At 67.1% G+C, this 18,514-nt stretch carries 17 protein-coding genes; 8 read left to right on the forward strand and 9 right to left on the reverse strand.

Annotation, left to right across the window (positions count from 1 at the left end):
* The first annotated feature begins 11 nt into the window (after positions 1–11).
* The 6 genes from G333_RS0103490 to G333_RS0103515 all read left to right on the forward strand — a co-directional run bounded on the left by G333_RS0103490 (position 12) and on the right by G333_RS0103515 (position 5,197).
* Positions 12–902: a phosphoribulokinase gene (locus tag G333_RS0103490; protein WP_019627689.1), complete on the forward strand. Its 891-nt coding sequence runs from the start codon at positions 12–14 to the stop codon at positions 900–902.
* 108 nt (positions 903–1,010) lie between these two features.
* Positions 1,011–1,469: a hypothetical protein gene (locus G333_RS0103495; protein ID WP_018144896.1), complete on the forward strand. Its 459-nt coding sequence runs from the start codon at positions 1,011–1,013 to the stop codon at positions 1,467–1,469.
* Complete coding sequence (locus G333_RS0103500; protein WP_019627690.1) at positions 1,466–2,596, forward strand: FIST C-terminal domain-containing protein; 1,131 nt, start codon at positions 1,466–1,468, stop codon at positions 2,594–2,596. The genes G333_RS0103495 and G333_RS0103500 overlap by 4 nt, the downstream gene beginning before the upstream one ends.
* A gap of 30 nt (positions 2,597–2,626) precedes the next feature.
* Positions 2,627–3,661, forward strand: a complete 1,035-nt coding sequence (locus tag G333_RS0103505; RefSeq protein ID WP_019563038.1) for an NADP(H)-dependent aldo-keto reductase — start codon at positions 2,627–2,629, stop codon at positions 3,659–3,661.
* Positions 3,662–3,671: 10 nt separating this feature from the next.
* Complete coding sequence (locus tag G333_RS0103510; RefSeq protein ID WP_018938660.1) at positions 3,672–4,454, forward strand: TatD family hydrolase; 783 nt, start codon at positions 3,672–3,674, stop codon at positions 4,452–4,454.
* Positions 4,451–5,197: a ThiF family adenylyltransferase gene (locus G333_RS0103515; protein WP_018144900.1), complete on the forward strand. Its 747-nt coding sequence runs from the start codon at positions 4,451–4,453 to the stop codon at positions 5,195–5,197. Before G333_RS0103510 ends, G333_RS0103515 begins: the two co-directional genes overlap by 4 nt.
* Before the next feature lie 113 nt (positions 5,198–5,310).
* Here the strand turns inward: G333_RS0103515 and G333_RS0103520 are convergent, their stop codons facing one another.
* From G333_RS0103520 to glyQ, 4 genes are all read right to left on the reverse strand, one after another.
* Positions 5,311–5,952, reverse strand: coding sequence for a hypothetical protein (locus G333_RS0103520; RefSeq protein ID WP_018951602.1), 642 nt, complete (start codon positions 5,950–5,952; stop codon positions 5,311–5,313).
* Positions 5,942–6,697 carry a 1-acyl-sn-glycerol-3-phosphate acyltransferase gene (locus tag G333_RS0103525; RefSeq protein WP_018144902.1) on the reverse strand — a complete coding sequence of 252 codons (756 nt, stop codon included), beginning with the start codon at positions 6,695–6,697 and terminating at the stop codon, positions 5,942–5,944. The genes G333_RS0103520 and G333_RS0103525 overlap by 11 nt, the downstream gene beginning before the upstream one ends.
* A 9-nt stretch (positions 6,698–6,706) precedes the next feature.
* Entirely contained in the window at positions 6,707–8,788 is a 2,082-nt protein-coding gene (gene glyS / locus G333_RS0103530; RefSeq protein ID WP_019563041.1) for a glycine--tRNA ligase subunit beta, read from the reverse strand.
* Between the two features lie 69 nt (positions 8,789–8,857).
* On the reverse strand, positions 8,858–9,799 hold the full coding sequence (glyQ, locus tag G333_RS0103535; protein ID WP_018175901.1) for a glycine--tRNA ligase subunit alpha: 942 nt from the start codon (positions 9,797–9,799) through the stop codon (positions 8,858–8,860).
* A gap of 86 nt (positions 9,800–9,885) precedes the next feature.
* On the opposite strand from glyQ, the gene G333_RS0103540 reads away from it, so the two are divergent.
* Both G333_RS0103540 and glnA read left to right on the forward strand, forming a co-directional pair.
* On the forward strand, positions 9,886–11,139 hold the full coding sequence (locus G333_RS0103540) for a cation diffusion facilitator family transporter (RefSeq protein ID WP_026287974.1): 1,254 nt from the start codon (positions 9,886–9,888) through the stop codon (positions 11,137–11,139).
* A 219-nt stretch (positions 11,140–11,358) separates the two neighbouring features.
* Positions 11,359–12,768 (forward strand): glutamate--ammonia ligase, encoded by a 1,410-nt coding sequence (gene glnA, locus G333_RS0103545; RefSeq protein ID WP_018175903.1) that lies wholly within the window; start codon positions 11,359–11,361, stop codon positions 12,766–12,768.
* Between the two features lie 227 nt (positions 12,769–12,995).
* Here the strand turns inward: glnA and asnB are convergent, their stop codons facing one another.
* The 5 genes from asnB to G333_RS0103570 form a co-directional block, all read right to left on the reverse strand.
* Entirely contained in the window at positions 12,996–15,014 is a 2,019-nt protein-coding gene (gene asnB / locus G333_RS0103550; RefSeq protein WP_019627691.1) for an asparagine synthase (glutamine-hydrolyzing), read from the reverse strand.
* A gap of 95 nt (positions 15,015–15,109) precedes the next feature.
* Complete coding sequence (locus G333_RS0103555; protein ID WP_018144908.1) at positions 15,110–16,192, reverse strand: aspartate carbamoyltransferase; 1,083 nt, start codon at positions 16,190–16,192, stop codon at positions 15,110–15,112.
* The gene (locus G333_RS15310; RefSeq protein WP_018168760.1) at positions 16,180–16,302 is read right to left on the reverse strand and encodes a hypothetical protein; all 123 of its coding nucleotides are present in this window, start codon (positions 16,300–16,302) and stop codon (positions 16,180–16,182) included. Before G333_RS15310 ends, G333_RS0103555 begins: the two co-directional genes overlap by 13 nt.
* Entirely contained in the window at positions 16,299–17,756 is a 1,458-nt protein-coding gene (locus tag G333_RS0103565) for a sodium:solute symporter family protein (protein ID WP_018144910.1), read from the reverse strand. The genes G333_RS15310 and G333_RS0103565 overlap by 4 nt, the downstream gene beginning before the upstream one ends.
* Positions 17,753–18,496, reverse strand: a complete 744-nt coding sequence (locus G333_RS0103570) for a cysteine hydrolase family protein (RefSeq protein ID WP_018144911.1) — start codon at positions 18,494–18,496, stop codon at positions 17,753–17,755. The genes G333_RS0103565 and G333_RS0103570 overlap by 4 nt, the downstream gene beginning before the upstream one ends.
* Between the last annotated feature and the right edge of the window lie 18 nt (positions 18,497–18,514).

Consider the following 18,514-nt stretch of genomic DNA (forward strand, 5'->3'; position numbering starts at 1 on the left):
GGAGAAATCCCATGTCCCAGAAGCATCCCGTGATTGCGGTGACCGGTTCCTCGGGTGCCGGCACCTCCACCGTCAAGCGCTCCTTCGAGTCCATCTTCCGTCGCGAGCAGATCAGCCCGGTAGTGATCGAGGGCGACAGCTTCCATCGCTATGACCGCAAGGCAATGAAGGAGGCGATGCAGAAGGCCGCCGCCGACGGCAACGATCACTTCTCGCACTTCGGCCCCGAAGCCAACCTGTTCGATCGCATCGAGGAGCTGTTCAAGACCTACGGCGAGACCGGCCAGGGCGAGAAGCGCTACTACCTGCACTCCGACGAAGAGGCCGCCGAGCACAACGAGCGCCTTGGCACCAACCTTGGACCGGGCGAGTTCACCCCCTGGGAAGAGATCCAGCCGGGCACCGATCTGATGTTCTACGAAGGCCTGCACGGCCTGGTCGTGAACGGCGAAGTGGACGCCGCGCAGCACGTGGACCTGGGTATCGGCGTGGTGCCGATCGTGAACCTCGAGTGGATCCAGAAGATCTTCCGCGACAACGCCGAGCGCGGCTATTCCGCCGAGGCGATCGTCGACACGATCCTGCGCCGCATGCCGGACTACGTGAACTACATCACCCCGCAGTTCGGCTACACCGACATCAACTTCCAGCGCGTGCCGACGGTGGACACCTCCAACCCGTTCATCGCCCGCGCGGTGCCGACCCCGGACGAGTCGATGGTGGTGATCAGCTTCAAGGATCCGGCGAAGCTCGGCATCGACTTCCCGTACCTGCAGAACATGATCCCGGACTCCTTCATGTCCGATCCCAAGACCCTGGTGGTCCCGGGCGGCAAGATGAGCTTCGCGATGGAGGTCATCCTGGCCCCGATCATCCACGAGATGCTGTCGCGTCGCGGCTGATCCGCAAGCCCAAGAGAAGTTCCCAAGCCCCGCTCCGGCGGGGCTTTTTTCGTTCAAGGCCAGGCATTCCGCTAGGATTCGGGCTTTAACCAACAGGACGGAGTTGGCGTGATCGGACTCTTCGGGCCACGGCCGGCCCAACAGATGGAGCGCTTTCGCAGCCGTTACGACGGACGCTCGCTGATCGTGCACCAGGGTTTCAACGGAGACTGGCTGGAGGAGCTCATCAAGCAGCCGGGCGGCGGGGGCCACTTCCGCATGGACAGCCGACCGCTGCCGCGGCGGCGCCCCACCCCGGTGGAATGGCTGGTGCAGACCTATATCCTGCCGCTGGAGCTCCCTCAGCCACTGTTTCTGGACGTACGCGAGGACGCCATCCTCGTGCGCCACCTGACGCGCGGGCAGCATGCCGTGCACCCCTCCGAGATCGCCTGGTTTCTGGAGGAACTGGACACTCGCCACCACGCCCGCCTGGTCTTCGCCGAAGACGGCGGCCTGCACGTGCACACCGGCCTGCCGGTCGACGACAACGAGGCCCTCAGCATGCTGGAGCATCTCGGTTTATGACCACACCCTTTCGCAGCGCCACCGCCCGCGGCGACGAGCCCGGGGCCCTGGCCACCACCCTGATCGCCGAGCTCGGCGAACAGCCGGTGCGTGGCGATGATCAGGTACGCGTCGGCTTCATCTATCTCTCCGACCCCCTGAGCCGCCACGCCCGCAGCCTGCTGAAACACCTGCGCGAAGGCCTCGGGATCGATCACTTCGTCGGCGGCATGGCCATGGCAATCATCGGCCCGCGCGACGAGCTCTACGAGAAGCCCGGTGTGACCCTGATGATCGGCGAGTTCCCGGCATCCAGTGTTCGGGTCATCTACCATCCGGTACGTCGCTTCGAGGATCTGGTACAGGAACTGGACGGCTTCCTCGACCCGCAGACCCCGGGGCGTCTGATCCTGAATGCCGACCCCCAAACGGAGGGCCTGGAAGACATACTGACGGAGATCGGCGAGCAGACCGCCTGGTTCGCCACCGGGGGTGTCAACTCCGGCGAGCCCGGCGTGGTACAGATCGCCGACGGGGTCTCCGCCTCGGGCATCACCGGCCTGGCGCTGCGCGACGATGTCGCCATCGCCGCGCGCCACAGCCAGGGCTGCACACCGCTGCCCGGCCAGCACGAGCTGACCGAGACCTGGCGCAACATCATTGTGCGTCTGGACGGGCAGCAGGCGCTGCCGGCATTCAAGGGCATCATCGGCGATGTCCTGTCGCGCGATCTGGAACGCGCGCTGGGCTACATCCTGGTCGGCTTTCCCATCGCCGGCTCGGATACCGGCGACTATCGCGTGCGCAACATCATCGGGGTGGACCTGGACCAGGAGGTCCTCGCGATCGGCGAGATGCTGGAACCGGGGTCGCAGATCCTGTTCGTGCGCCGCGACGGCCAGGCCGCCCGCGACGACCTGGAACGCATGCTGGAACAGGTGCGCGCCCAGGCACCCAACGGTATTCGCGGGGCGCTCTACGTCTCCTGTGTCGGGCGCGGACGCCACCAGTTCGGGCAGGAAGGCGCGGAGTTGGCTATCGTGCAAAAGGGACTGGGGGACGTACCCCTGGTCGGTTTCTTCGCCAATGGCGAGATCTTCGCCAACCGCCTGTACGGCTACACCGGGGTCCTGACCCTGTTCACCTGAAACGCACTCCACCACACCCCGGGAGAAGGCATGCAGTACCGCAAGCTGGGACGTACCGATATCGAAGTCAGCCTGATCGGCCTGGGCACCATGACCTGGGGCGAGCAGAACACCGAGGCCGAGGCGCACGAGCAGCTCGACTACGCGCTGGGGCAGGGCGTGAACTTCATCGACGCCGCCGAGATGTATCCGGTGCCGCCGCGCGAAGACACCCAGGGCCTGACCGAGACCTACATTGGCAACTGGCTGGCGCAGCGCCAGAATCGCGAACAGGTCGTGCTGGCCAGCAAGGTCGCCGGCCCCGGCATGATCGACTACCTGCGCGGCGGCCCCCAGCTGAACCGCGAGCACATCGAGCAGGCCCTGAGCGACAGTCTCAAGCGGCTGCAGACCGACTATCTGGACCTCTACCAGGTCCACTGGCCGGCGCGCGCGACCAACTTCTTCGGCCAGCTCGGTTACAGCCACAAGCCCGACGATAACGCCACGCCGATCGAGGAGACCGCCGCCGCCCTGAAGGCCATGGTCGACAGCGGCCGGGTGCGGACCATCGGCATCTCCAACGAGACCCCGTGGGGCTTCATGGAATGGATCCGCGCACATGACCGCGGCCTGTCCGAGCGCATTGTCTCCATCCAGAACCCCTACAACCTGCTCAACCGCAGTTTCGAGGCGGGCCTGGCCGAGATGGCCATCCGCGAGGACGCCGGCCTCCTGGCCTATTCTCCGCTGGCCTTCGGCATGCTCTCCGGCAAGTACCTGGATGGCGCCAAGCCGGCAGGTGCCCGCCTGACCCTGTTCGAGCGCTTCCAGCGCTACAGCAACGAATCCGGCCTGGCCGCCACCGCCGAGTACGCCAGGCTCGCCGCCGAACATGGGCTGACCCCAACCCAGCTGGCACTGGCCTTCGTCAACCAGCAACCGTTCGTGACCAGCAACCTGGTCGGCGCGACCACCATGGAACAGCTGCGCGAGAACATCGCCACCGTCGACATCACCCTGTCCGACGCCGTGCTGGAGGCCATCGAGGCGATCCACGCCCGCTATACCTACCCCTGTCCGTAGGTCGGATCCGTTGCACCTGATCGATACGCACGTCCACCTGGACCTCGACGCGTTCGATCCGGACCGCCCGGCGGTGCTGGACCGGGCCCGCGCCGCCGGCGTGCAGGAGCTGGTCCTGCCCGGCGTCACGCGTGCCCGCTGGCCGGATCTGGACGCCCTGCACCGACACTACGATGGTCTGCATGTCGCCTACGGTCTGCACCCAATCTTCCTGCAGGACCATGCGGATGACGACCTCGACGCGCTGGAGCCCTGGCTGGACGCGCACCCGGAGACCGTCGCCGTCGGCGAGATCGGACTGGACGGCTACCACCAGGAGCTCGACTGGGACCGTCAGTGGCGATTCTATACGCGGCAACTGGCCATCGCCCGGGAACGCGAGCTGCCGGTGATCATCCACAGCCGACGCGCGCTCGACGAGGTCCTGAAGGGCCTGCGCCAGTACCCCGGCATCAGCGGCATCCTGCATGCCTTCATCGGGAGTCCGCAGCAGGCTCGGCAGGCGGCGGATCTCGGCTTTGCACTCGGGATCGGAGGGCCCGTGACCTACGAGCGCGCAAAGAAACTGCACCGCGTGGTGCGCGACGCACCGCTGCAGGCGCTGGTGGTGGAGACGGACGCCCCGGACCAACCGCTGGCCGGACACCAGGGCGAGCGCAACGAACCGGCCATGACCGCCGAGGTCAACCGCCAGCTCGCGGCCCTGCGAGACATGGATCCGGCCGAGATGGCTATAATCACGTCACAAAACGCACGCCGGGTCCTCCGGCTCCCGACCGGTTCCGCTGCATGAGCTCGCCCGCCGACGCCCCGCACAATCCCTTTACCGAACGCACGGATCTGCTGCTGGGGCATGACGTCACCGCACGCCTGCGCGATCGGCATGTCTTCATCGCCGGACTGGGCGGTGTGGGCAGCTACGCGGCCGAGGCGATCGCGCGGGCCGGGGTCGGACGCATGACCCTCGCCGATCACGACGTGGTCGGGGCCTCCAACCTGAACCGCCAGCTCGTCGCGCTGCGCTCCACCGTGGACCGGCCCAAGACCGAGATCATGGCGAACCGCATCCGCGACATCGATCCCGACATCGAGGTCATCATTCGCCAGGACTTCCTCCAGCCCGACACCATCGGCGACCTGGTCCCCGAGGATGCCGACTTCGTGCTGGACGCGATCGACTCCATTGTCTGCAAGGCCGCGCTGGTCGCGACCGCCCAGGCCCGCGGGCAGGCCGTGATCTCGAGCATGGGCGCAGGTGGGCGCATCGACCCGACGGCCGTGCGCGTAGGGCCGCTGACCGAGACCCGCGTGTGCCCGCTCGCGCGGCAGATGCGCAAGCGGCTGCGGCGCCTGGGCGCACATCTCGACTACCCCGTGGTGTTCTCCATCGAGCAGCCGCGCAAGGGCACGGAGCACCGGCCGGTCGGCGACGGCGGGCGCCCGCGCTCGGTCAACGGCACCATCTCCTACCTGCCCGCGATCTTCGGCCTGACCGCCGCCGGCCACGTGATCCAGACCCTGATCACCCGCAGCTGACGCACACGAATCGAGTGCAGGAACCCGTATCGACTCGTCATTGCGAGGCGCAACGCGCCGCGGCAATCGGCGAGGGACACCCCTCAGCCGCGCCAGGCCGCGGGCACCCAACCCTAGTCGTCGAACACGGCCTCGATGCGGGCCTGGATGTGCTGGTCAGCGTCCGGGCCGAACTGTGTAGTGGCGGGATCAAAGCGGTCGCAGAAGGCGTAGGCAAACTTCAGATCCTTCACTCCGAGGGCACCGAACAGGCGTGCCTCGAAGGAATGATCCTCAGGGTTCTGGATCAGCGTGGGCCAGCCGTCCGCGCCCGGGGCCAGGGCAGGGCCGAAGAAGACCACGCCGGGCAGATTCTTCAGGCGCAGTGCACAGGTGCCATCGGTTACGCCGGCCATCGGCAGGAAGTCGATGGTGCGCGACAGGCGCTGCTTGCGGTTGAAGGCGATATCGATCTCGCCGCCCGCTGCGCGGATCGCCGGGGCCTCGGCCTCGAACGTGAGGGTCTCCAGTCCCGCAGCGCGCCAGGCATCCAGATCCTGCGCCCCATGCCGGCTGGGCAGGAACAGGTACGCGGGCTTGCTGATGGCCCGGATCGCCTCCAGGAGCGACTCCGAATAGATCGGCGCGTTCACCAGGATGCCGCCGAGCTCGAGGTCATCGATCAGCCACACGGCCGGTTCCGAATCGCCGATCCGGTAGATGGTCCGGTCACGCAGTTCGACCAATGGGGCGCTGATCAGGGGTTCACTGGCCATCGGGCTTCTCCGTCGACAGGGTGGCAGGGCGAGGTTCGATCTCGGTCATGGTGGTCTCGATCCAGCTCTCGGCCTCGGACAGCACCTCGACCGGCTTGCGGCCGGCGGTCTCGATCGGCGCCCCGATCACTACCTCGACGGTGCCGGGATAGCGCCGCAGGCCCTTTTTCGGCCAGAAGCTCCCGCTGTTCAGCGCCACCGGCAGGACCGGGTAGCCGGTGCGCACTGCGAGCATCGCGCCACCCTGACGGTAGCGCCCGTGTTCGCCCGGGGCCACGCGTGTGCCCTCGGGGAACACGATCACCCAGCGGCCCTGGTCCAGGCGCTGCTTGCCTTCGGCCACCAGGTTCTCCAGGGCCTGGCGTCCGCCCTCGCGATCAATCGGTACCGGATCGAGCATGGACAGCGTCCAGCCGAACAGGGGGATCCGCATGAGTTCACGCTTGAGCACCCAGGTCTGCATGGGAAAGATCGCGACGAAGGCCACGGTCTCCCAGGCCGACTGGTGCTTGGACAGCACCACATGCGGGCGCGAGGGGTCGATGTGCTCGCGCCCATGCACCCGGTAATCGATGCCGCAACTGACACGCAGCCACCAGACGTTGAACCGGCCCCACAGGGTCAGGACACGGTAGCGGACGGGGCGGGAAAACGGCCAGATCAGCGGGGGTACCAGCAGCCCGAAGACCAGGATGGAGCCAACGAGCCCCAGCTGGAACAGCAGACCTCGGATCAGGGGCAGCATCGCCCGGCCCTACCCCGTCGCCAGGCGGCCGATGTCGGCCACGGTCTCGAACGCGCGACGCAGTTCACGCAGCAGGGCCAGGCGGTTGCGCCGCTCTGCGGCGTCCTCGGCCATCACCATCACCTGGTCGAAAAAGGTGTCCACCCGGTCTCGCAGGCCTGCCAGTTCGCCGAGCGCATGCAGGTAGTCACCGTCGGCCACCGCCTGCTCGACCCCCGGACGCACGGCCTGCAGGCCCTGGTACAGCTGACGCTCCTCGTCCAGCGCCAGGGCCTCCGGATCGAGTTCCGCCTCGGCCTCCTCGCCGGCCTTGCGCAGCAGGTTGTGGATCCGCTTGTTCGCGGCGGCCAGGGCCTCGGCCTCCGGGCGCTCGCGGAACAAGCTGACCGCGCGCACGCGGCGCACGAAATCCAGCGGGGCATCCGGCGCGACCGCGGCCACCGCCTCGATAGTCTCGTGCGCCTGCCCCTGTTCCAGCAGGTACCCGCGCAGGCGCTCGAGGATGTACTCGCGTACCGGTTCCACGGCCTGATCGGCCTCCGGCACGCGTTCGCGGATGGGTTCGGCGGCGGCCTGCAGCAAGGGGGTCAAGGCCAGCGGCAGTTCGCGCTCGACCAGGATGCGCACCAGCCCCAGCGCGGCGCGGCGCAGGGCGAACGGGTCCTTGGTGCCACTGGGCTGCTTGCCGATGGCGAAGATGCCGACCAGGGTGTCGAGACGATCGGCCAGCGCCAGCGCCTGGGCGAGCGGGGCGTCCGGCAGCTCGGAGCCGGACTGGCGCGGCCAGTAGTGCTGCTCGATCGCGGCGGCGACGGTCTCGTCCTCGCGGTCGTGCAGGGCGTAGTAACGCCCCATGGTGCCCTGCAACTCGGTGAACTCGAACACCATCTGGGTAACCAGGTCGCACTTGGCCAGACGTGCGGCGCGAGCAGCGAGGGGCGCGTCGAGGCCCATCAGCCCGGCCAGGCGCTGCATCAGGGCCTCCAGCCGCATGGACTTGTCGCGCAGCGTACCCAGGCGCTTCTCGAACACGACCGAGTCCAGCGCCTCCAGGCGTTCCTCCAGGCGCTTCTTGCGGTCCTGCTGCCAGAAGAACTCGGCATCCGCGAAGCGCGGGCGCAACACGCGCTCGTTGCCGTCGCGCACCGCATGCGGATCACGCGATTCGATGTTGCTGATCACGATGAAGTGCGGCTGCATGCGGCCGGCCTCGTCGACCACCGGGAAGTATTTCTGGTTGTCCTGCATGGTGGAGATCAGCGCCTCCTGCGGGACATCCAGGAAGCGCGGGTCGAAGCCGCCGGTCAGCGCCACCGGCCACTCGACCAGCGCGGTCACCTCGTCCAGCAGGTCCGCATCCACCAGCGCGCGCCCGCCCAGGGCCTTCGCCTGCTCGTGGACCTGCTCGAGGATGCGCTCGCGGCGCGCCTCGAAAGACGGCTCGACAAACCCCGGGCGACGCAGCCGCTCGGCGTAGTCGTTCCCGCGCTTGAGCTCCAGGGCGCCGGGCTGATGGAAGCGGTGGCCGTGGGTCTTCCGACCCGCTGTTTGTTCCAGCACGGTCATCTCCAGCACCTCGGGCCCGTGCAGTACGACCAGCCAGTGTGCGGGCCGCACGAACTCGGTACGGCTGCTGCCCCAGCGCATGCGCTTGGGTGTGGGCAGGGCGTCCAGCGCGGCCTCCAGCATCTCCGGCAGCAGTTCGCCGAGGGCGCGCCCCGGCTGCAGCTGGCGAAACACCAGGTATTCGCCCTTGTCGGTGGTCTCGCGCTCCAGGCGCTCGACCTCGACGCCACAGGATCGGGCAAAGCCCAGCACGGCCTTGGTCGGCTCGCCGGCATCGTCGAAGGCCGCGGCCACCGCCGGGCCGCGGCGCTCCTGCAGCTGGTCCGGCTGGCGCGCGGGTACGCTCGGGAACAACACGGCCAGGCGCCGCGGGGTGGCGAAGGCCTCGGGCTCGCCCGGCTCCAGCCCGGCCTCGCGCAGGCGGGTGGTCAGGCCCTCGGCCAGGGCGTCGCGCAGGCGCGCTAGGGCGGTCGGGGGCAGCTCCTCGGTGCCAAGTTCGATCAGGAGTTCGCGGGCTTCGGCCATGTCGGGTCCAGGTTGGGTCCAGTACGCGCCGCGCGACCCAGGGGGCCGGCCGGCGCGGGATTGCGGGATTCAGGCGGCGTCGGGCTTGTTCGCGTCGTCTTCGGCACACAGCGGGAAGCCCAGGGCCTCGCGCGACTCGTAGTATTTCCGGGCGACGTTCCGCGACAGCTCGCGCACGCGCAAGATATAGCGCTGGCGCTCGGTGACCGAGATCGCGCCGCGCGCATCCAGCAGATTGAAGCTGTGCGAGGCGCGCAGCATCTGCTCGTAGGCCGGCAGGGGCAGGCCCAGCTCGATCATGCGATCGCTCTCGGTCGCGTGCTGGTCGAAAGCGGCGAACAGGGCGTCGCGGTCGGCATGCTCGAAGTTGTAGGTGGACTGCTCCACCTCGTTCTGGTGGTAGACGTCGCCGTAGGTGATCGCGCGGCCGTCCGGGCCGTTGGTCCAGACCAGGTCGTAGACGCTCTCCACACCCTGCAAGTACATCGCCAGGCGCTCGAGGCCGTAGGTGATCTCGCCGGAGACCGGGTGGCAGTCGAGCCCGCCCACCTGCTGGAAGTAGGTGAACTGGGTCACCTCCATGCCGTTGAGCCAGACCTCCCAGCCCAGCCCCCAGGCGCCCAGCGTCGGGGATTCCCAGTTGTCCTCGACGAAGCGCACATCGTGGGTCAGGGTGTCGAACCCGAGCGCCTCCAGCGAGCCCAGGTAGAGTGCCTGGATGTCCGGCGGCGAGGGTTTCAGCAGGACCTGGAACTGGTAGTAGTGCTGCAGACGGTTGGGGTTGTCGCCGTAGCGCCCGTCGGTCGGGCGGCGGCTCGGCTGCACATAGGCCGCGCGCCACGGCTCCGGCCCGATGGAGCGCAGGAAGGTCGCCGGATGGAAAGTCCCCGCGCCCATCTCCATGTCGTAGGGCTGCAGGACCACGCAGCCATGATCGTTCCAGTAGTCCTGCAGGCGGCGGATCAGGTCCTGGAAGGTCGGACTGCTGGGCGGGGTGCGTTCTTGCGACATGCGGGATCCCGGGTCAGGGCAAAGCCGACAGTATATCGGCCCGGCTTCGGCCACGGCCACCGCTCGCGTTGGCGCGGGCGTTTTGCATGCAGCCAAAGCGCGCCCATACTGGGGCCCTGATTCTGTTCGGGAGAGTGGCCCTGAGCGACCCCCTCGCCAATTCCGGACCTTCGGTCACGCCGGAGAGCGGCCAGCGCTATCGTGATACCCGCCGGGTCACGTTGGTGGGCGCGGCCGTGAACAGCTTCCTCGCCGTGGCGCAGCTCGTCAGTGGCTGGCTGCTGAACTCGCAGGCCCTGGTGGCGGACGGCGTGCATACCCTGTCGGACCTGATCACCGACGGGGTGGTGCTGTTCGCGGCAAGCAAGGCCGCCGCCTCCCCCGATCAGGAACACCCCTACGGTCACGCGCGGATCGAGACCCTGGCCACGGTGATCGTCGGGGTCTTTCTGGCGCTCGCAGGTCTGGCGATTGCCTGGGCTGCCGGCAACCGCCTGGTCGAGCCCGAGGCCATGACCGGCCCCGCAAACATGGCGATCGCCTTTGCCCTGCTGACCCTGGTGGCCAAGGAAGGCCTGTATCAGTACACCCACCGGGTGGCAAAGCGCCTGAAGTCGCGGATGCTGGATGCCAACGCCTGGCATCACCGCACGGATGCGATCTCGTCGCTGTTCGTGCTGGCCGGGGTGGCCGCTGCGGTGGCCGGGTTCCCGTGGGCGGATGCCCTGGCAGCGCTAATCGTCGCGCTGTTCATCCTGCATATCGCCGGGCGGCTGATCGTGCGCAGCGCGGCGGAGCTGATCGACACGGCACTGGAGCCGGAGAAGGTCGAGCGCATCCACCGCACGATCATGGATGTGCCCGGGGTGAAGGATGCGCACATGCTGCGCACCCGCCGCCACGGCAGCGAAGTCGTCGTGGACGTGCATATCCAGGTCGCGCCGATGATCTCGGTCTCCGAGGGCCATCGGATCGCCGATGCGGTGTTCCACGCGGTGACCGATGCACATGACCGGGTGAACGACATCACCGTGCACGTGGACCCGGAAAACGACGCGGAACAGGCCCGGAGTTCCATGCTGCCGCTGCGCCCGACGCTGGTGGAGGCGCTGCGCGAGGCCTGGGCGGACGCCCCGGAGCTGGATGCGGTGGAGCACCTGTCGCTGCATTATCTCGGCGGTCGGGTACACGTGACGCTGACCCTGCGCCTTGACGGGGCAGCCGCGCCGGCAGACCTCGAGGCCCGCACCCAGGCCCTGGCCGACCGACTGCACCGCCATCCCGGGGTAGGCGACATGCTGGGCGAGGTCACGCTACTCTATCGACCCTGCACTCATTAGGTGCGGGCCACCACGATGCGCACGAAAGTTGTGCAGACAAGGCACCAGATTGGTGCATCCAGGATGCGGCGGGGCGCCCCGGGTGCCCGTTTTTCGCGCGCCCGGGCCAAACAGGACCGGATGGCATGATGCCTGCATAATGAACCGCGACGCCGCGCAAGCGCCCGACGGGCCGGCCGGCCACCTTTGAAGACTCAAGTAAAGACCAAGGAGATCCCCATGTCCGCAGCCGACGTGCTGAACCAGATCAAGGAAAAGGAAGTTCGCTTCATCGACTTCCGTTTTACCGACTCCAAGGGCAAGGAACAGCATGTGACCGTGCCGGCCCACGACATCGACGAAGAGACCTTCGAGGAAGGCAAGATGTTCGACGGCTCGTCGATCGCCGGCTGGAAGGGAATCAACGAGTCCGACATGATCCTGATGCCGGACGCCGAGTCCGCGGTCCTCGATCCGTTTTTCGAAGACATGACCATGAACATCCGCTGCGACGTGGTCGAACCGGCCACCATGCAGGGCTACGACCGCTGCCCGCGCTCCCTGGCGCGCCGCGCCGAGGCCTACCTGCAGAGCACCGGCATCGCCGACACCGCGCTGTTCGGCCCGGAGAACGAGTTCTTCATCTTTGACGACGTGAAGTGGGGCAGCACCCTGTCCGGCTCCTACTGCCGCGTGGATTCCCAGGAGGCCTCCTGGAACTCCGAGCGCGTCTACGAGGACGGCAACATCGGTCACCGCCCGGGCGTGAAGGGCGGCTACTTCCCGGTCCCGCCGGTCGACAGCCTGCACGACATCCGCTCCACCATGTGCGAAGTGATGACCGAGATGGGCCTCGAGACCGAGGTGCACCACCACGAGGTGGCGACCGCCGGCCAGTGCGAGATTGGCGTGGGTCCCGCGACCCTGACGCAGAAGGCCGACGAGGTGCAGATCCTGAAGTACGTGATCCAGAACGTGGCCCACGTCCACGGCAAGACCGCGACCTTCATGCCCAAGCCCATCGTCGGTGACAACGGCTCCGGCATGCACGTGCACCAGTCGCTGTCCAAGGACGGCAAGAACCTGTTCTCCGGTGACCTGTACGGCGGCCTGTCCGAGACCGCGCTGTACTACATCGGCGGGATCATCAAGCACGCCCGCTCGCTGAATGCCTTCACCAACCCGTCCACCAACAGCTACAAGCGTCTGGTGCCGGGCTTCGAGGCACCGGTCATGCTGGCCTACTCCGCCCGCAACCGCTCCGCCTCGCTGCGTATCCCGTTCGTCATGAACCCGAAGGGCCGTCGCGTCGAGCTGCGCTTCCCGGACTCCACCGCCAACCCGTATCTCGCCTTCGCGGCGATGCTGATGGCCGGCCTGGACGGCATCCAGAACAAGATCCACCCGGGCGACGCGATGGACAAGAACCTCTACGACCTGCCGCCGGAAGAAGAGAAGGGCATTCCGCAGGTCTGCCATTCGCTGGACCAGGCGCTGGAAGCCCTGAACCAGGATCGCGAATACCTGACCCAGGGTGGCGTGTTCACCGACGACATGATCGATGCCTACATCGACCTGAAGATGGAAGACGTCACGCAGATGCGCATGACCACCCATCCGATCGAGTTCGACATGTACTACAGCCTGTAAGGCAGCCGCTTCCGGCCCTTCAGGGCCGCGAAGCCATCAGCCGCCCCCGGCCCCTGGCCGCGGGCGGCTTTTTTGTGCCGGTCGCGCGCGATCCGTGCGCGGCCGGCAACGGATGAGGGCGCTCACCCCCGTCGAGCCCCCGACCGGCGCTGTTGGCTAGAACGAAAAAGGCCCCGCGGATCCTGGTCCGCGGGGCCTTCTGGGTCACTCGAGGCTTGCACCCGTGATCAGGCGTGCCAGCCGAACTCCTCGGCCTTTTGCCGCGCCAGCGCCGGGATGTCGGTGGCGACGAACTTGTCGTGCAGCACCTGGACCCCGATCATGTGGTTGATCACCGCGTCCAGCTGAACCTGGGTGGCGGCCGGCGTGTCCTCGGACTCGTGCAGCTCGAACACCTGACGCACGCCCTCCGGGTCCAGCAACCCGGCCTCGGCGACCTTCTCCGGGGACAGATAGCGATCGGCCAGGGCCTTCATCGCCGCCCACTTGACCGGATCGGTATGCGCGGGCGGCGCCATGAAGGCGAACTTCTCGCGCTCGTAGAGCACCTTCGGAAGCAGTCCCTTCATCGATTCGCGCAGCACGTACTTCTCGGTCTTGCCCTTGATGCGCATGGTCGGCGGCAGGTGGGCGGCGAACTCGGCCAGGTGGTGATCGAGGAACGGCGGACGCGCCTCCATCGAATTGGCCATGTCCATGCGGTCGCCGCCCCAGGTCAGGATCTGGCCCTCCAGCATGGTCTTGATCCAGACGTACTGAGCCTTGTCCAGCGGATGCCGGCCTTCCAGCATGTCGTCGTCCAGGGCGTTGGCGATCGCCTTGCCCGGCTTGTAGTCCTGCATGCGCTCGCGGCGCTTCGGGTGCAGCAGGCCCGGCACGTGGTCGGCCGCGGCCAGCCACGGCTGCAGGCAGGACGGGGTGAAGCCCATCATCTGCGTGAAGTCGGGGTCGTTGACCTCGTCCTCGGCCAGCATCGCACCGGAGACCAGCTCGTTGGACTCGTTCAGCATCTGCTGCCAGGCCTGGCGGTCGGCCTCCGGCAGGGTATCCAGGCCGTGCAGGAACATGTCGCGGCGGAAGGCCGGATAGCCGCCGAACAGCTCATCCGAACCCTCGCCGGTGACGACGACCTTGTAGCCGGCCTTGTTCACGTGGCGGCTCATCAGCAACTTGGCGACACCCAGGGTGTTGTAGATGGTGCGCTCGGCGTGCCAGAGGGCCTCTTCGAAGTTGTCGTAGAGGTGGTTGGCGTCCAGGGTCATGATGTCCTGGTCAGCACCCACGCTCTCGGCCATCTCGCGGGCGATCGCGGTCTCGTCATAGTCGTCGTTGTCGAAGCCGATGGTGAAGGCCTTGACCGGCGCCTGCTGGCTGGCCGAGGCCAGCCCCAGGGTGATGCAGGAGTCGATCCCGCCGGAGAGGTAACAGGCGACCGGCACGTCGGCCTCCAGGCGCAACTGCACCGCCTCCATGAGCTGGTCGCGCACGCCCTCGATCCAGTACTCCTCGTCGGTCTCGCTCTCGGGCGGGCGCTCGGAGGCCAGCGGGAAGTCCATGTCCCAGTACTTCTCCTGGCGGATCTTCAACTTCCCGTGGGCGCGCTCGACGATCACCATGTGGCCGGGCTTCACCTGCTGGATGCCTTCGAAGGCGGTGGTGCCGGGCACCATGGTCTGCATCAGCTGGTGGTAGAGGCCGTCATCGGAAAACTGGCGCGGCACATCGGGGTTGGCGAACAGCACCTTCAGCTCGGAGCCAAACACGAAGCTGCCGTTGGCCTCGGTGAAGTACAGCGGCTTGATGCCGAAGCGGTCGCGGATCAGGATCAGCCGGTCGTGCTTGCGGTCGTACAGCGAGATCGCGAACTCGCCACGGAAATGCTTGACCGCGTCCTCCAGCCCTTCGCGCTGGTACAGGTGCATGACCATCTCGGAGTCGCTCTTGGTGCGGAACTTCACCCCGCGCGAGGTGAGATCGGTGCGGATGCGCTTGTAGTCGTACAGCTCGCCGTTGACCGCGGTCATGATCTCGCCGTTGTCCATGCAGAACGGCTGACGGCCGCGGTTCTCGTCCAGGTCGATAATCGACAGACGCGCATGGGAAAAGCCCACACCGCGGTCATCCTGGGTGCGGTAACCGAAGCCGTCGGGGCCGCGGTGATACTGGATCGCGGCCATGTTGACCAGCGTTTGCGGGTCGACCTTGCGGGTCGGGTCGGCGTGAAAGATTCCTGCGATGCCACACATGGCATGTCTCCTTGGTTATCCGTTCGGGGCGAGCGGGGCGCGGGCCGGGAAGGCCCGGCGCGCCACGCCGCTCGCGGTTCAACTAAAAGGCGGCGTCAGCCGTCCGGGGTATCCATCACCGCGCTGATGCGGCGTACCACCGTGGTCAGCAGCGCCATGCGCACGAATACGGCCCCGCGGGCCTGGGCGAAATACCAGTTGTGCGGGGTGGCATCGAGGTCGGTGGACAGCTCTTCACCTCGCGCCAGCGGATGCAGGACCACCGCGCCCTCCTTCAGCGGGGAGTGGCGATCCAGCTTCAGCCCCTCGCCCATCGCCTCGAAGGTGTCACCCACCCAGGCGATCGCGTTGATGTACACGACATCCAGATCCGGCAGCGCCGGGTCCAGGTCGTGCACCACGCGTAGCGAGATCCCGGCCTCTTCCAGTTCCTCGCGCTGACCCGGATCGAAATTCTCGTCCTCGCGCGAGACGAGCACGATCTCGTCGATCGCCTGCGGGAACAGGCTCAACAAGCGCAGCAGGGAGCGCACCGTGCGCATGCGCGAGGGCACCCCGATGATGCCGACCTTGATGCGCTGCTCCGGGGCCACCTCGCCGGTGAACAGCTCCGGGCGCCACTTGGCCAGGGCGTAGACGTCCGCCAGCGCCTGGGTCGGGTGTTCGTCGATCCCGTTGCCGGCGTTCACCAGCGGGATGCGCAGGTTCTCCAGCATGTTGTGCGCGGCCTCGCCGTCGGAGGAGCGCAGGACCAGCACATCGCCGTAGTTGTTGAACATCTCCGCGATGTCCGCCAGCGATTCGCCCTTGGCAATACCGGTGCTCTTGGGATCGGTAATCGACATGACCGAGCCACCCAGGCGGTGCCAGGCACTCTCGAACGACAGCCGCGTGCGCGTGGACGGCTCGTAGAACGCGCTGATCAGGATCTTGCCCGCCAGCGGCAGGTGCATCAGCGCCGGCGTGGTCTCGTACTGCGCCGCCAGGCGGAACAGCTGCAGCAGCTCGTCGCGCGAGAACTGCTGGCTGGAGACCACATGCGAGGCCGCCAGCTTGAGAAGCGGGTCCGGGTCTTCCTCCACCGCCGCCAGCAACGCCTTCGGCCGGTCGGTACCGGCGGCGCCGTCTTTCGGGTGGAGCACGTGCAGGGGATCTTCGGTGTAATTCACCAGAGGCATCCTTTTTTCCAGTCGCGGATAAACAGGGCAATCAGCAGGATCGGGGTCAGGCTCGCCACCAGTGTGGCGATGATCACGATCACGGACAGGGCTGTAATGGAGATCGTCATGCGACCACCTCGCCGTCCGGACGGGCCAGGCGGCCCCAGTCGAATGGCCGCGGCATCAACCAGGTGCTCAGCACCATCACGGCCAGCGAGACAGCGGCCCCGACCAGCGCGGCCACATAGAATCCAATCAGGAAGTAGCTGGCCAGGCCAATGCCCGACCCCAGTATCATCGACCAGGCCGCGCCTTGCGGGTTCGCCCGCTGCCAGTACAGCCCGGCAACGATCGGCCAGATCGCGGAGGCCACGAAGGCGCCGGTGAAGTATAGAAGCTCGGCCAGCGAGCCGACGATCGGCAGCTCGCCGCGGTAACTGGCCGCCAGCCATGTCACGAGGCCCAGGAGCACCACGATCACCTTGGTCGCGTGGAACTGGTGCTGTTCGCTGGCCTGCGGGCGGATGTGGCCGCGGTAAATGTCCCGGGTCACCAGGTCCGAGGTGGCCGCCAGCAGCGAGTCGAGACTGGAGGCGAGCGCGGCGAAGACCACGATGAACACCACGATCGCCCCGGTCAGGCCCAGCACCTCGGCGGCCACCAGCGGCCCGACCATGTCCGCGGCGGGCACGTTGAGGCCCAGCGCTGGCGTGGCGAGGGCGATGAAGCCGGCCACGATCGGGATGGGCAGCCACAGCAGGCCGCCAAAGAGGTAGGCCCGGAAGCCCACGTTGCGGCCGAAGGCGAAGGCGCGCGACCACCAGACATTGGAGTGGAAGATCTCGCCGACGCCAAACAGCAGATTGTTGAACAGGAACATGATCGCGGCCGGGAACAGCAGGTTCAGCAGCTCCGGGCGCTCTTCCATCAGGTTGAAGTGGATCGCCTCGAACCCGACCTTGTCGATGGTCAGCCAGGCGATGAACGCCGCGCCGGCGATGATGATGACGGTCTGGATGAAGTCGGTCCCGATCACCGCGCGCAGGCCGCCCAGCAGGGTGTAGAGCACGCAGACGGTCAAAATCACGGTCATGCCCACGCGGTAGTCGATGCCGGCCAGGGCGTTGATCAGCACCCCGCCAGCCATCGCCATCGAGACCAGCCAGCCGAAGGCGTAGATCAGTGACACCACCAGGAACACCCGCCAGGTGAATTTGCCGTAGCGCAGCCGGATGAAGTCGCCGGAGGTAAAGCCCTCGGGCATCAGTTCGCGGATGCGCCGCGCCAGCGGCGCGAACAGGATCAGGCCCAGCGCACCCAGCGAGTAGCCGAGCATGCCCCAGACGCCCAGTTGCAGCGCCAGCTGCGGGGCCGTCATCGTGGTGTTGGCGGTGACCCAGGTGGCCATCGCGGTGGCGGTGGCCAGCGCCAGGCCAACGTTGCGCCCCGCCAGCATGTGATCCTCGGCGGTCTTGTTGCGACGACCCAGCCACCAGCCCAGCACCACCCAGAGGACGCTGAACGCCGCCAGCAGCCCCCAGGCGATGGAGGTCGGGAGGATCGGGTCGTCGAGACCGGTCACGAAGCCTCCTGCACCTTCTTGATCTCGCGGATCGCCTCGTCGGTGGTCATCACGCGGGCGTAGCGGTCCTTGATGGTCGTGAGCGTGGCCTTCTGCATCTCCGGCGTCACCGTGGCCGTGGCGTCGTCCATCAGGGTGACATAAAAGCCCAGGTCACAGGCATCCCGCACAGCGGTGGATACGCACTCGTTGGAATACACGCCCACGATGAACAGTGCGCTGATGTTCAGGTTGCGCAGGATGTAGTGGAGGTTGGTGGAGTTGAAGACCCCGCTGGCGGTCTTGTCCAGCACGATCTCGTCCCCGACCGGGGCCACCTGCTCGACGAACTCGGCATCCTTGGAGCCGGGGGCCGCATGCAGGTTCAGGCGCTTGTGGCCCGGGCTGCGGTCGCGGCCATCATGCGTCAGCGAGCGGATGCGGGTATGGATCACCTCCAGCCCCTCTTCGCGGAAGGCATCCTGCAGGCGGCGCACATTGGGCAGCACCGTCTGTTCCAGGCGATTGAAGTAATACTCCTGGGCCTCCAGCGGCACGCCAGAGTCGGCGGAGTTCGCGAACACGCCGTGGCCGCGCGCGGCATCCAGATACTGCAAGTCGATGCACAGCAGGGCGACATGGTGCTCCCGCAACTCCTGGCGCAGCACCGGCGTGGTGATCAGACTCTCCTGGTACTGCTCGCGCAGCGGATCCAGGGAGTCGTAGTCGGTCAACTGGGTGACGTTGTCGTGTTCGGCCATTCCGGGCGCTTCCTCTCG

The organism is Thioalkalivibrio sp. AKL10, assembly GCF_000381845.1.
GTDB lineage: Bacteria > Pseudomonadota > Gammaproteobacteria > Ectothiorhodospirales > Ectothiorhodospiraceae > Thioalkalivibrio > Thioalkalivibrio versutus.